This window comes from Deltaproteobacteria bacterium GWC2_55_46, from assembly GCA_001595385.3.
Classification (GTDB): Bacteria; Desulfobacterota; GWC2-55-46; order GWC2-55-46; family GWC2-55-46; genus UBA5799.
Genome location: LVEI03000002.1, coordinates 108,887 through 122,118, shown reverse-complemented (window position 1 = coordinate 122,118; position 13,232 = coordinate 108,887). Strand labels below are relative to the sequence as shown.

18 protein-coding genes are annotated in these 13,232 nt (G+C 51.2%); 2 read left to right on the top strand and 16 right to left on the bottom strand.

Annotated elements, in window-relative coordinates:
* The first annotated feature begins 5 nt into the window (after positions 1-5).
* On the top strand, positions 6-254 hold the full coding sequence (locus A2V21_313050; protein ID OIJ72763.1) for a hypothetical protein: 249 nt from the start codon (positions 6-8) through the stop codon (positions 252-254).
* Between the two features lie 123 nt (positions 255-377).
* Here A2V21_313050 and A2V21_313045 read toward each other — a convergent pair whose 3' ends face one another.
* Together A2V21_313045 and A2V21_313040 are read right to left on the bottom strand one after the other, a co-directional pair.
* Positions 378-665, bottom strand: a complete 288-nt coding sequence (locus A2V21_313045; protein OIJ72762.1) for a transposase — start codon at positions 663-665, stop codon at positions 378-380.
* 12 nt (positions 666-677) lie between these two features.
* Positions 678-971 carry a hypothetical protein gene (locus A2V21_313040; GenBank protein ID OIJ72761.1) on the bottom strand — a complete coding sequence of 98 codons (294 nt, stop codon included), beginning with the start codon at positions 969-971 and terminating at the stop codon, positions 678-680.
* 405 nt (positions 972-1,376) lie between these two features.
* Here A2V21_313040 and A2V21_313035 point away from each other — a divergent pair, with 405 nt between their 5' ends.
* The gene (locus A2V21_313035) at positions 1,377-2,201 is read left to right on the top strand and encodes a hypothetical protein (protein ID OIJ72760.1); all 825 of its coding nucleotides are present in this window, start codon (positions 1,377-1,379) and stop codon (positions 2,199-2,201) included.
* Here A2V21_313035 and A2V21_313030 read toward each other — a convergent pair whose 3' ends face one another.
* The 14 genes from A2V21_313030 to A2V21_312965 form a co-directional block, all read right to left on the bottom strand.
* On the bottom strand, positions 2,202-2,867 hold the full coding sequence (locus A2V21_313030) for a hypothetical protein (protein ID OIJ72759.1): 666 nt from the start codon (positions 2,865-2,867) through the stop codon (positions 2,202-2,204).
* 178 nt (positions 2,868-3,045) lie between these two features.
* Positions 3,046-3,708 (bottom strand): hypothetical protein, encoded by a 663-nt coding sequence (locus A2V21_313025; GenBank protein ID OIJ72776.1) that lies wholly within the window; start codon positions 3,706-3,708, stop codon positions 3,046-3,048.
* Between the two features lie 64 nt (positions 3,709-3,772).
* Positions 3,773-4,180: a hypothetical protein gene (locus A2V21_313020; GenBank protein ID OIJ72758.1), complete on the bottom strand. Its 408-nt coding sequence runs from the start codon at positions 4,178-4,180 to the stop codon at positions 3,773-3,775.
* A 4-nt stretch (positions 4,181-4,184) separates the two neighbouring features.
* Positions 4,185-4,433, bottom strand: coding sequence for a phosphopantetheine-binding protein (locus tag A2V21_313015; GenBank protein ID OIJ72757.1), 249 nt, complete (start codon positions 4,431-4,433; stop codon positions 4,185-4,187).
* Between the two features lie 20 nt (positions 4,434-4,453).
* Positions 4,454-5,188, bottom strand: coding sequence for a beta-ketoacyl-ACP reductase (locus A2V21_313010; GenBank protein ID OIJ72756.1), 735 nt, complete (start codon positions 5,186-5,188; stop codon positions 4,454-4,456).
* A gap of 3 nt (positions 5,189-5,191) precedes the next feature.
* Entirely contained in the window at positions 5,192-6,556 is a 1,365-nt protein-coding gene (locus tag A2V21_313005; GenBank protein ID OIJ72755.1) for a hypothetical protein, read from the bottom strand.
* Complete coding sequence (locus A2V21_313000; protein ID OIJ72754.1) at positions 6,541-7,623, bottom strand: radical SAM/SPASM domain-containing protein; 1,083 nt, start codon at positions 7,621-7,623, stop codon at positions 6,541-6,543. Before A2V21_313000 ends, A2V21_313005 begins: the two co-directional genes overlap by 16 nt.
* 83 nt (positions 7,624-7,706) lie before the next feature.
* Positions 7,707-7,964: a hypothetical protein gene (locus A2V21_312995; protein OIJ72753.1), complete on the bottom strand. Its 258-nt coding sequence runs from the start codon at positions 7,962-7,964 to the stop codon at positions 7,707-7,709.
* Entirely contained in the window at positions 7,954-8,769 is an 816-nt protein-coding gene (locus tag A2V21_312990; protein OIJ72752.1) for a hypothetical protein, read from the bottom strand. Before A2V21_312990 ends, A2V21_312995 begins: the two co-directional genes overlap by 11 nt.
* Positions 8,748-9,827 carry a hypothetical protein gene (locus tag A2V21_312985; GenBank protein OIJ72751.1) on the bottom strand — a complete coding sequence of 360 codons (1,080 nt, stop codon included), beginning with the start codon at positions 9,825-9,827 and terminating at the stop codon, positions 8,748-8,750. The genes A2V21_312990 and A2V21_312985 overlap by 22 nt, the downstream gene beginning before the upstream one ends.
* Entirely contained in the window at positions 9,828-10,949 is a 1,122-nt protein-coding gene (locus A2V21_312980) for a hypothetical protein (GenBank protein ID OIJ72750.1), read from the bottom strand.
* Positions 10,946-12,148, bottom strand: a complete 1,203-nt coding sequence (locus A2V21_312975; protein ID OIJ72749.1) for a hypothetical protein — start codon at positions 12,146-12,148, stop codon at positions 10,946-10,948. Before A2V21_312975 ends, A2V21_312980 begins: the two co-directional genes overlap by 4 nt.
* Complete coding sequence (locus A2V21_312970; GenBank protein OIJ72748.1) at positions 12,148-12,402, bottom strand: hypothetical protein; 255 nt, start codon at positions 12,400-12,402, stop codon at positions 12,148-12,150. Before A2V21_312970 ends, A2V21_312975 begins: the two co-directional genes overlap by 1 nt.
* A complete protein-coding gene (locus A2V21_312965) occupies positions 12,395-13,219 on the bottom strand; it encodes a hypothetical protein (GenBank protein OIJ72747.1) in 825 nt (274 codons plus the stop codon). Before A2V21_312965 ends, A2V21_312970 begins: the two co-directional genes overlap by 8 nt.
* Positions 13,220-13,232 lie beyond the last annotated feature (13 nt).

Sequence of the window (13,232 nt, the reverse complement as noted above, 5' to 3'; positions counted from 1 at the left end):
GCGGGATGACGATACGGTACATACAGCCGGGCCAGCCCAACCAGAACGCCTATGTCGAAAGGTTCAACCGCACGTACCGTGAAGAGTTTCTTAGCCTTTATCTGTTCCGTAACCATAACGAAGTGCGCGAAGGCACCCACGCTTGGAAAATCGATTACAATGAACACCGCCCGCATGGCGCGCTGGGGGATCTTACGCCCGATGAATACCGTCAAAACAACGCCGGAGACTCTACTTTAAAACTGTCTACCTGACGGGGAAGCTTACGGCCTGGTAGTACCACGATGACCACTTTATCGAAAGCAGCCTGCATTGCCTGGTAATGCTCAAGACTTGTCCATGCCCGGGTTCGACCAGGCTTTTCCTCCGGACGTGGCTCAACGACCGAAGGCTTTGGCTAAAAAATCCCGCTCCACCGTCAACTCCCCGATCTTGGCGTGCAGTTCCTTGATCTGGGCTTCGTTGGCGGCGCCGGCACGTTCAGCCTTGCCGGAAAAGGTCTCGGCCATGTTCTCGATGGCCTGGCGCTTCCAGGTGGCAATCATATTCTGGTGCACGCCGTATCTGGTGGCCAGTTCGGACAATGTTTGTTCGCCCCTGATGGCGTCCAGGGCAACCTTGGCCTTGAACTCAGCTGAATACCGGTTCCTCTTTGACTTGCTCATCGGTGATCCTCCTCAGTGTGCGGCTTTACACCTTATCACACTGTCCAAATTTTGGGGACCACCTCTCTTCATGGTCTTCGAGGTTTTGCCATTGCGACGGTTATTACTCTCGGTGGGCTCTTCCTCAAGATGGGCCTCAAGCTCTCCTTGAAGGGCGTTCTCAAGGATACGCTTGATCAGTGGGGTTAGCACCCCTTCCTTGCCAGAGAGTGGCTTCCCTGACTTAAGTTGCTTTACTGCTTCCTTCTCAAATGCCGCAAAGTCAAAATCACTTCCTGAAGACGTTGCCTTCTTCTTCTTTTCCATACCAACCCTCCTGAAGTTTTAATAACATTTCCAGTTATTTTCTTCAGCAGGATTGACACAGTTCAGCTAACAGACCCAAAAAATCAAATCTATTTTATTCATCATAATAACTGTATCCCGAGAAAACTGGACTATTGTAGAAAGGAACTTCAAAAAAACCTGCATTTAATCTGAACTCTTCTTACCGAAAGCTAAGTCTCTTCCTTCTTTTCATAACCCACAAACCGGAGCCTTGTTGTTTCCAGGACCTTCCCTTAATTTCCACAAAAACAGATTGAACAGATAAGCCAGCCTTTTTCCAGAAGCGCCATGCAAAAAAGATAACCTCTGCTATCCTTTTTATGTAAGTGCCGCTCTTAGAGGACTTTCGATAACCCGAAGAAAATGCCTCCTGGACCAACGAATATGAAAAAAGCGGCATTTCTACTGATAAGCATGCTTTTGCTTGCACAGGGGTGCACAAATCTATTTTTCAATCCGCAAAAAGAATTCGCAGTCAATCCTGCCGTATCCACAAATGAATACAAAAACGTGTACTTCATGTCCTCTGATGGTGTGCGGCTACATGGCTGGTTCATAAAAGCCAAGGCAGGAAAAAAAGGGACGGTAATTTTTCTTCATGGATATTCCCAGAACATAAGCATTCAGATAGACAAGGTACTCTGGCTTACCTCGGAAGGATATGACGTATTCGCGTTCGACTACAGAGGCTATGGCAGGTCAAACGGCACTCCCTCATTTGAAGGGGTTCACAAAGACACAATTGCCGCGTTCAAAACCATATTCGATCTCGCAGGTATAAACAACGATAAGGTGTTCGTACTCGGCCAGAGTCTCGGAGGAGCCGTAGCAGTCTATTCAGTAGCTAATTCCCAATATAAAGATAGGATAAAAGGGCTCATCATCGACTGCGCTTTCTCAAGCTACCGGCAGATAGCGAAAGACAAGATAAGCCAGCTTCCGGTCTCATGGCCTCTTATTTATCTTTCAGCGCTTGTTGAAGACGACTTCAGTCCAGAAAAATGGGTAGACAAAATAGGCGATATCCCTGTCGTAATAATCCATGGCGACAAAGACGAGGCTGTCCCGCTGAAACACGCATTCAGGCTCTTCGAAGCCGCGAATGAGCCCAAGGAACTCTGGATAGTGAAGGGTAAAGGGCATGTACTCTCGTTCACTGACGAGAGTATAAAGAAAAGGCTTGTTGCGTTCCTTACTGCGGCAAGATGATCAAGGTTTTATGGCAAAAGTGGTTTTGCTGACACCGGGAAAAAGATATTTGCCACCGGATAAAATACGAAGAAGTTCTGCCACTGAGTTGAAGGTTCTGCTGACCAGGTACGGTCCGGACTTTTCAGGCAGTGTAGCCCCGCCTATCGTTTGCCTGATTCCTGAAAAACCAGCTTTCTCGAGAATCCTCTTCGCTGATTTAGGCGAAAAATCAGAAAGGTGGAATGGAGGGTCATACAGGTTGTTCTTGATTTTAAACATATCAAGAATCCGCACAATAGGGGTCGTATGAGGCACGCGGATGGCGAGGACGCCGCCCGGCTTCAGAAGAGACCTGACTCGCCTGAGCGAATCAAGCGGGTCGGTAAGATGCTCCAGCACATAGAACATCGTAATCGCGTCAAATGAGCCTTTTTTGAAATCTGATTTTTCTATGGTCCCCATGCGGGCATCGATACCGATCGACCTGGCGAAGTCAACAGCAGTCGGAGAGATATCCATCCCGTACGCGTCCCAGCCCCTGTTTTTCATCTCCTCTACAAAAAAACCGAACCCGCAGCCTATGTCAAGGCACCTGCCCTTCTTGCCTGAGATAGCCTCTATCCTGCCTGCGGTCTCTCTGAATACAAGGCGCATATACTTTTTCCACGCGTACGGGTCTTCCATTTTCGTGGGCAGGTAATCGACATATAATCCGCTGTACTCATCTACTGCGGGACGCGGGTTCACATAGACAAAACCACAGACTGCGCACCTTACCACGTTATACGAGTTCTGGATTGTGACAGGCTCGGTCTTTGAAGCGCCGCACAGGATACAGCATACTTTTACAATTTTGATGTTTTTAACCATTGACGTTTATCATCCAGAGAAGCCGTACAAACCTGGCCGTATCTGTTATTTTGTTGACCGAGCTTTTGGAGCCGTTGTAAATGGTCGAGATGAGCACTGACGATACCTTGAATTCAGCTCTCACGGCTTTTATAAGCAGCTCTGTTTCTGTATCAAAGTGGGATGTCTTGAGCGCGACCTTTTTGAATACAGAACACCTTATAGCCCTGAACCCGCACTGGGTATCAGGTATCCGGCATCCCGCGAGGGATGAGATAAGGCTCGACATGAGCCTGTTCGTGGCTTTGCGCACAAAGGGCATCTCCCTTGTATCGTTCATGCGCGACCCTACCACAAGGTCGGTGCCGTTCTTCCTGATAGCTTCGATGAAAACAGGGATCTCGCCCGGGTCGTGTTGGCCGTCGCCGTCCATGGTGATTATCCAGTCATATCTTTTTTTGACGGCGTAATCAAAGCCAGCTCTTAACGCAGCTCCCTTGCCCATATGTTTCTGGTCTATGTAAGGCACTCCGAGCCTCTTGATTACTTCCGAGGTTGAATCGGTCGACCCGTCGTTAATGACGAGAACATCGCATATCCTCGCGAGCGCGCCTTCGACAACAGAGCGCAGGCTTTTCTCCTCGTTGTACGCAGGTATGACCGCAAGGAATCTGATTTTGTCAGGATAGTTTTTCGACACGGGATTTACGAGGTTACTTATTAACTGCCTTTGCTGAAAATTATTTATTAACGCCTGCGAGCACGAGAGCCCCTTCAACTATTACTTCTTCTCCTGAGAGAGCCTTTACATTAAAGCTCGCGAGCCCTCCGAAGGAGGCTTCCGCCTCCGAAACGAGCCGCAACACCTCGCCTGCATGGGCAGCCCTGGAAAAGCGCATCGTCTTTATCTGCGCCAGCACAGCGGCGCCGCCTTCCTTGTCATAATTCAATATAAGCCCAGAGAGCTGGGCAAGCGCCTCGACGACAAGCATGTCCGGAAACGTCCCTGATTGCCTTTCGGCCATCAACGCCTCGCCTGCTGTAACGTTTTTTATACCGACTCCCCTTGAAACGTCTAATTCAAGGACCCTGTCGAGCAGCCTGAAAGGGTAAGCGTGGGGGAGCAGACCAAGATGGCGGCCTGGCATCGGTTTATCGTTGAACGTTCACGTATTCCGCAATCGTGTTTACGGATACGAGTATCTTCTCAGCCGCGGCCTTATCAGCAATTGTCGCGTTGAATTCCTTCTGCAGGCCTACGACTATTTCAAGAGCGTCAATGGAGTCGAGCGAAAGCCCGCCGCCGAACAGGGGCATATCATCCCCTATCTCCTCGACAGGGATGTTAAGTTTTAGTCTCCTTACAAGCATTTCCTTTATCTTTGTCTTTATGTTTTCCAAGGTCCACCTCTTTATGACTGTTACGGTATTCCACCGCTTACTATTATAGTCTCGCCGATAATATAGCTCGCCTCTTTCGAGGCAAGGAATCCTACAACACCTGAGACCTCTTCGGGCCTTCCGAACCGCCCGAGCGGGATCGACTTCATGTGGCGTTCCTTATCGGCGCTATTCAATGAGTCCATCATCTCTGTGTCTATAAACCCAGGAGCTACCGCGTTCACCCGGATACCGAATTTCGCGACCTCTTTCGCCAGAGCCTTTGTAAACGAGATCACGCCGCCCTTCGCGGCGGAATAAGGGACCTCTCCCGCAAGCCCGGTCACGCCGCTCAGAGACGAGACATTCACTATGCAGCCGCTTTTTTTATCGAACATGTGCGGCAGCACGGCCTTTGACATGTTGTATACGCCTTTGAGGTTTGTGTCGATGACCTCATCCCACGCAACCTCACCCATAAGTATCAAAAAGCCGCTTTTTGCTATCCCCGCGTTATTTACCAGCACATCTACTCTGCCGTATCTGGAGACCACTTGAGTAACGAGCTTTTCGGCATCTTCGGTACTGGATATGTCGGCCTGCACCGTAAAGGCCTCTCCCCCGGCGGCATTGATTTTTTGAGCCGTTTTTTCAGCGCGGCCCGCGTTAGACCGGTAATTGATTACTACGATATCGCCCGCACGCGCGAATCCGAGCGATATGGCTTCGCCTATGCCCCCAGAGCCGCCTGTGACTATCACTACCCTTTTATCCATGTCTCATGCCCCGAGCATATCCCACATGATGCCTTTTTTGCCCATTTTGGCCAGTACTTTAGCGAGCCGGGGGCCGGACCGTATGTCAAGCCCCGGGACTATCCAGTTGGGCTGCGTTCTTGCATAAGCCCCTATATATTCAAGCAGGCTTTTCTTGACCTTTTCCGCTATATAGAACCTGGGCTCGAGTAAAGATTCACCATCGGCTAAAACTCCTTCTACTTTCGCTATTCTCTCAAGCCCGGTACCCGGATAAATCCTGACCCCGAGCATGGCGATAACGGCTTCTGGCCTTATTCGTTCCATGAACAGGCAGGTCTCTTTAAGTGTTTCCGTTGTCTCTCCCGGCCCGCCAAGAATCAGGTAATGAGCAGCCTTGACCCCTGCTGAAGCGCACAGTGACTGCGCGAGCTCGACTTCCTTAATCGTAAACCCCTTGTTCATGGCCGCAAGGGTCGCGTCTGTTCCGCCATCAGTGCCGAACTCTATTCCCGTGCACCCGGCTGCCTTCATTAAAGCAAGGAGGTCTCTTGTTATGCCTTTCGGCGTACAGAAGCAAGCCCATTTTATCTTGAGCTCTCTCTTTATTATCTCTTCGCATATACCAGCCGCATGGCTGGAGGGTATATTGAAAATATCATCGACGAAGAAAAAATAATCGGTGCCCCTCTCCTTCCAGAGCCTTTCTATTTCCTCTCCCACATCACGCGGCTCCCTGAGACGAAGCCGCTTTCCCTCGAGCACTGGATAGGTGCAATAAACGCACTCAAATGGGCATCCTCTTTTTGTCTGCACATTTGCCATGCCGCCTGCCTCGCAATACCTTGCACCGTCAATGAGGCTCCGCGCGGGATAGACCCGGCCAAAATAAGCTGCTTCGGCCGGCGCGCATCTTTCATAGGGCTCGCGGGTGATGAGCCCGGGCACTCCGGCTATCTCTCTGTCAGTTTCAATGAGCTTCGCGAATTCGACTATTCCGGTCTCGCCTTCGCCAATTATTCCGTAATCAAGACCAAGGTACTCAAGCGTCTCCTTCGGAAAAAGAGAAAAACCCGAGCCGCCTATTATGACAGTCGCCGCAGTTTTTTTCCTTATCGCGGAAACGACTTCCCTGACAGGAGGCAGATAGGAAACGCTCTTGGGATAAGTAAGGTTATCCGTATTCCTCAGTGATATCCCGATGAGACCTGGCCTGAAGCCCTCAATCGCGCTCAAAACAGCATGCGGGCCATCTTCCTCAAAGCACAGGTCAAGCACCTTGACAGCGTGTCCCTCCTTAACGAGAGAGGCAGCGATATACGCAAGCCCTATAGGCTCGACCGGATACGGCTCTGTCTCGGTATTAACTGAGATCAGGAGGATTTGCATGAAGTATTGCCCGTTTTTGAATCGGGCTTTTTTGATATCCAGCACTCGGGATCCGAGGCGAGGTAATTGCCTGTGAGCTGATAGGCATTGCCTCTGCACCCGTAACAGTCCGCGCTCAGGTCGCAGGATTTGCACGGGCCTTCTATCTTTGCGCGTATCTTCCTCAAGTCCTTTATGACGTGGCTTTTGTGGAGAATATCGGCGAGCTTTTCAGTCGTGACGTTCCCTACGAAAAGGTCTATGCCTGTGCACGGCTGGATAAAGCCTTGCGAATTTACAAGGCACGAATAGAGGTGGCGCTTGCAGGTGAAAGAGGCAATGGTCGGATGCGCCGACCACGTCCTGCCGAATTCCTCCTGGTCTATATTACGGAGTTTGCTGAAGACCTCCTGAACCTCTTCGGTCGAGACCAGTATCTCAGGGTGAGCCTTCGCCCTGCCCTGCATTGTCAGAATCTCGAAATAGGGTATCAGCCCCAGATTTCTGGCCCACTTCCACATTGAGGGTATCTCATCGAGGTTCTGTCTCAGGATTATGGTTTGAATACCCATCTGCCGATGCCCGTTCGGGTATCCGGCGTTAAACAGATGCGTTATCGCCTTCTGTATCTTTTCGTAGGCCCCTTCGAGCCCGGCGAGGCTGTCCTGGACCCTTTTGCTGAAGCTGTTGTGCTTGACTACTACAGACACATTGTGGTCGAACATGAACTTCGCGAGATCGGATGTCATCAAAAAGCCATTGGTGAATACTGTCTGCTCAAGTCCTTTCTTGTCTATATACCTGATAATGTCCTCAAGGCCCTCATAGATGAGCGGCTCACCGCCTCCGAGAAGTATGATTTTACGGGCTCCGAGGTCAGCCGCCTGGTCGATAACGCTTATAAGCTGATCCGGCTTGAGTTCGTCTTTAAGTCCCTCTCCGGCTTCGGAGTAGCAGTACACGCATCTCAGATTGCATTTGCGGCTGAATTCCAATTCCAGCGAAAGAAGGCCCTCTCTTTTAAGGCACTCCTCGATTTGCGCATCAGTAAAGTCGAGACCGTGTATCACTTCGTAGTTCAAAGACATCGCAGTAAAACTCCCTCTCAGATGTTTAAATAATGGTCTATTAGAAAAAAGGAAATATTACACGGAACATAAATCAACCACGCCTATGCAACGGTTCCCCTCATGTCCACAAAGGTCATCTTTTTGCGTCTGTTGCCTGCATAAAGAAGGCCATCCACCCTTTCAGGGGACATTATTTCGACCTCAGGAGCGACTCTCGCGTAAGAGCGAATGGTGTTTTTTATCTTCTCGACAAGAGCGTCGTCTGTCTCAGTCGAACCTGCTTTTACGATGATCCTGTCAGAGCCTTCGTCGCCTGAGTACGCTATTATCTGAAAATTGATTATCTCGTCAAGCTGCATCAGCGCGTTCCCCTGTTATTGCGGCTGCAAGCCCTCTTCCGTTTTTGTCAGGGCCGGTCATGTGGTTGGCATCTGCCGCTGAAGCATAACCCGAGAGTCTGCAATATATATGCGCGCCCCTCGCGTTTGCATGTTTTTCTTCCTCCAGTACAAGAAAGCCTGCTCCCTCTCCAAGCGCAAGTCCGTCCCGGTTTTTTGAGAAAGGCCTTACAACGCCTTTGGTCATGGCATTAAGGGCGCTGAAACCGCTGAAGGCAAACTCGCTAAGGACATCCCCTCCCCCGGCCATCATCATATCAGCCCCGCCCGACTGGATACATCTGGCTGCCATGCCGACGGCGTCAGTGCCGGACGCGCAGGCTGTCGAGACGGTAGTAACAGGCCCCTCAAGCTTAATACGCCTAGCGATTTCGTTTGCGCCCGAGTAGAGATGATATGAACCTGGTAAACCAGAGCGGGCGCGCCACGCAGCGGTCCCTGAAAGTATCCCCCCTACGACTGTACCGAGAATAAGGCCTGTTTTGCTTTTACTTTCTTCCCTGATGCCAGCGTCAGAAAGCGCAAAGTCGACTGCGGTATCCAACAGTCGTTGCCATCTTTCTTCGGGCTTAACCGTAAGGCCTTTTATTTCCGCCGCGACGCCTGACGAATACCCTGAGGCGTCAAAAAGGCTCACCGGGCCTATTGAGCACCTGCCGCTTGAGATGGCAGTCCAGAAGACCTCTTTGCCCCCTCCGCAGTCAAGCGGCGTTATAAGTCCAAGGCCTGTGACAACGACGCGCCTCATGGTCTTTCCATCACCCATAAAACCGAACTCAACGAAGGCTCCAGTGGCAATACCGTCTTCTTCGGCCTGAAGCCTAAACGCTCGAACATCTCCCTTGTCTCGCCTGCTTTATAAAAGCCATGCCAGCCGGCGCAAACGCTCTCGATAAAGTCGTGGGCAAGTATCTGCCGCCTCCTCCAGGGGTCTTGAGCCTGAGCCCCGTCCTCAGGATAAGACCACGTCATCATGCCAAGCGTGCCCCCGGGCTTCAATACCCTCTTTATCTCGCCATAGACTCCATCGCGCTTTCCTGGCGGGACATACGGGTCAGCGCACATGAAGTGGACAGCGTCAAAGGAAGCGTCGTCAATCGGGAGCCTTGAGCCGAAGCCATCCCAATGTTCGCTTATGAACTCCACATCAAAGCCTTCGGTCTTCTTAAGAGCGGCCTCTTTGTAGACATTTTCACGGTCAAGGGCTGCCAATCTAATATCAGGATAACCAGAAAGTATCGCTGAAAGCCCATGACCCACTCCGTAGCACAGGTCGAGCACGCGGAAACCTGGATTGTTTTCAAGGTCCATCAGACTCAAAAGAAGCCTGCGCATCGTAGCGAACTCGATATTGTCGAGAAAACCGTCCCATAGCTGCTCGTAAGCCGGAGAAAAACCGACAGGGGCTTTCGTTCCCCTTAGGAATCCGGGGGCTTCGTCAAGGCATGCTTGGAAAAAATCAAATTCGCCCGAGAATGCTTTTTTAAGGTCGCCTTCCCTGTCATCCAACCTGTAAGCAGCCTTATCCATGCGCTCGGGCGTAAAAAGGAACTTCGAGTTTTCCAGCCTGGCAAGGTACCCGCACTCCGTCAGAAAATCCAGCCCGACCTTCATCATCCTTATTTTGACAGTGTCTTTTAATTCATAATGAAGAGCGCGTTGCGCAGCCGCTGAAAACTCTTCGAAAGAAAATGCCACGGGTCTTTTTAATAAATCGCACATCCCTTCATTTTCTATAAACGAAAGAAGCATGCCTGTAAGGACCTTTGGCACGACCTGGAGGCGCAGCGGGTTTATCCTATTTTGCAAAAGCATTGTAGCCATTCAAATCCTTTTCAACACGGCGCACCCGGCCTCGCACTTGATCCCGGTTGACGCAACAAGCACATTTAAGGGTTCCAGAGGGGTTGCTCCAGCTGTTTGCAAGGCCGGACTATCGAGGCACATGGAATCGAATATCTTCCCTTTATTGACCGCAATTGCCGCCATTGCGATGTCCGTGAGTGAAGATAACCCGAAGCACTCGCCTATGCAGGCGGATGTCGAGGAGACGGACTTGCCCCGCAACAGGCCGGCAAAAGCCTTTTCTTCATAATCTCCAAGCCAGTAGGGATGCCTGGTTATTACATGCGTGACGCTATTCAGAGACAGGCCAGCATTCTTAAGAGAGTCCGCGCAGGTTTTTGTCAAGGAAGACACCAGGTCCTTACCTGTGCTTACGGAACATCCACCAACCTCGGCCAATGGCATTGCCCCTCTTTCAAGCGCCGCCTCAAGGCTTTCGAGTATCAGCACGGCAGAGCCTTCTCCGGCATTAAAGCTCGGTGCCCGGCCACTGATATGGCCGAGCCTGGAATACGAAAAAGCCAAAATCTCTTCGAACACCTCGGAAGCAGCCACCATGCAGATTTGAGTTTTTTTTGAAGCGATCAGCATCGAACCCAGCCTTAACGCCTGAAGCCCGACCGGGCTGTCGCCTATCAGGGTATGCGATGGCCCTCTCGCTGAGAATGCAAGGCTCAGGCTTCCGGTAGTGGCATTCAGTACCGAGTCTGAAAAAAGCGCGGGACTCGCACCCGCGGGGCCTTCTTCCATATAGCTATTATGAAATTCGCAGCTGAAATTGAGGGCGCCATGCGTAATGCCAGAGACCACGCCTGCCCGCATGCGTTCGAGCCCTCCTGGAGCGGCGTTAAAACCAGCGTCCTTCAACGCGAGCTTTGCCGCCACAAGAGCGAACCTGCTGACAAGAGCGGCGCGCCTGAACCTCCTGTCTTCAAAATTGGACTCGAAGGAGAATCCCTTTACCTCGGCCCCCTCATAAGCGCCATTGAGCCTCTCGATGGGAGCTATACAAGACCTGCCCTGGACGAGGGCGTCCCAAAGAGCCTCCTTGCCTATCCCGGCCGGGGATACTATGCCTATTCCCGTGATTACGACCTTCATTGTTTATACTTCTGGAGAACGAGGGCCGCGTTCGCGCCTCCGAACCCGAATGATGTCGAAAGCACCCTGTTTATCGAGACGCCCTTTACTGGTTTTCTTACGATATTCACGGCGCACTCGGGGTCCGGCTCGGTCATATTTATATTCGGCGGCAGGAACCCTTCCCGTATCGCCATGAGCGATACTATCGCCTCTGTTGCCCCTGATGCCCCGAGCATATGTCCTACCATTGATTTAATCGAGCTTACAGGCACCTTTTTATCGAAGACATCCATTATGGCCCGAGCTTCCATCTGGTCGTTAAAAGGGGTGGCGGTGCCATGCGCGTTGATGTAATCGACATCAGAACTCATTATTGCGGCGTCCTCAAGAGCGGCTTTTATCGCGGCTATCGCGCCTTTTGCGTCAGGATCAGGCCTTGTCGAATGAAACACGTCCGAAGAAGCGCCGAACCCTATTACCTCTCCCAGGATATCGGCTCCCCGGGTTTGCGCTTTTTCCAGATCTTCAAGTATGAGGACCGCCGCGCCTTCGCCAAGCACGAGCCCGTCGCGGTTCTTATCGAACGGCCTGCACACGCCGGGAGTTATTGCCTGAAGGGAGTTAAAACCAGCAAGGGTGAACTCGCACATCGGCTCGTACCCTCCAGCTATAGCCACATCGGCAAGACCGCCGCGTATCGATTCAAACGCATAGCCAATAGAATTAGAGCTTGAAGCGCATGCGTCACTAAAGGTCGCCGCCTCACCTTCTATCCCGTATTCTTCTTTAAGGTGGGCTGCCTGAAAATGGGCAAGATAGTCAGTTAGCATCGAAGGCCGCGAAAGCATCCTGCCTTTTTTGACATAATCCGTATGATACCTGGCGCCGGATATCATGCCGCCGAGCGTGGTGCCGAGCGAGACCAAAGCCTCGATTCCATCGAAAGAAAGCCCTGACGCCTCTCTGGCTTCCTCGAAAGCAGTCAGCAGAAGAAGCGTTGCCCTGTCGAGCCGCCTTTTCTTGAGCTTTTGAAGTTTTATGCCAAAAGAAAACTCCTGGACTTCTCCTCCTTTTTTGCCCCTGTAACGGGTTGAGTCGAACAAGGAAATTTCCCGGATACTGTCCTTGCCTTCCATGAAGGCAGACAGGTTTTTCCCATAGCCTGCTCCATGAGCTGTGATAATTCCTGCCCCTGTTATCGCGACACGCCTTCGCATCAGACCTCGAATTTGGCCCTGCTATCTTTAAAAGGTTCTTCCTTGATGGCTCCATTTGCTATGCCTCTCCTGCCGGCAAATAGAAAAAGATGCAGCCTGTAGAAATAAGCGAGCAGGAAGAATACAAGCCCCAGGAACGCGGCCGCACCGTATACACCGGTAAAATACAGGAAAAATAGGAGCGAGAAAAGGACGGCTCCCAGGAAAAGACAGGTGGATACTAAAGACCGTATGTAATATACATCTCTAAGCATTCAGACCAAGCACATCCTTTACCGGCGCGAACCTGAAATGCCTTAAAAGCCCCTCTATCTTAGGTCTTGTCGCCTGTATATTGAAATAATGCATGAACCGCCTTGATATGGGCAGTTCTATCTCCGGCTGGTCCTTGTCGAACTCCCACGGATGGATGTAAGAGATGGCGGGTATCCCCATGCCGTTCAGCTTTTTTATCGATGAGCATATGAAGAAGTAAGGCGCCACCCTCATCGGAAGCCCACCGGTATAAGGCAGGTTTTCCCAGAACAGCTTGAAGGTCGTAAGTGGAAATTCGTAAAGCTCTCCGTAAGGGGTATCAATTTTATGGGGAGTCTTTTTATACGATCTGTCGCCCATCCTCGTAAGCGGCACAGTGCTGGAATCGTATCTCAGCCCTGCCTTTCTTATTATAGGAAAGGCCCACTGAGCGTTATCCCTTATCGACCATTCAGGCGCCCTGAAGCCAAGCACATTTTCATGAGTAATGGATTTGACGGCGCTTATCGACATTAAAAGGTCGTCCTCGAACTCGGCGGGGGTCATCTCAAATACTCGTTTGTGATAATAGCCGTGGACCGCTATCTCGTGCCCCTCGTCATGAATCCTCTTTACAAGCTCCGGGTTTCTCTCGGCTATATAGCCCAACACAAAAAAAGTCGCCTTGCAGGAATAAGCTGAGAGCATCCTGAGTATCTTATCCGTATTCCGCGTGACACGGTCCTCGTACTCGTCCCAGACCCTGGGGTCAGTGTGCCTTCCGCCGCCGCATACGTGGTACCAGTCCTCGAGGTCGACAGTGAGCGCGTTCAACATTCCGAATCACCGC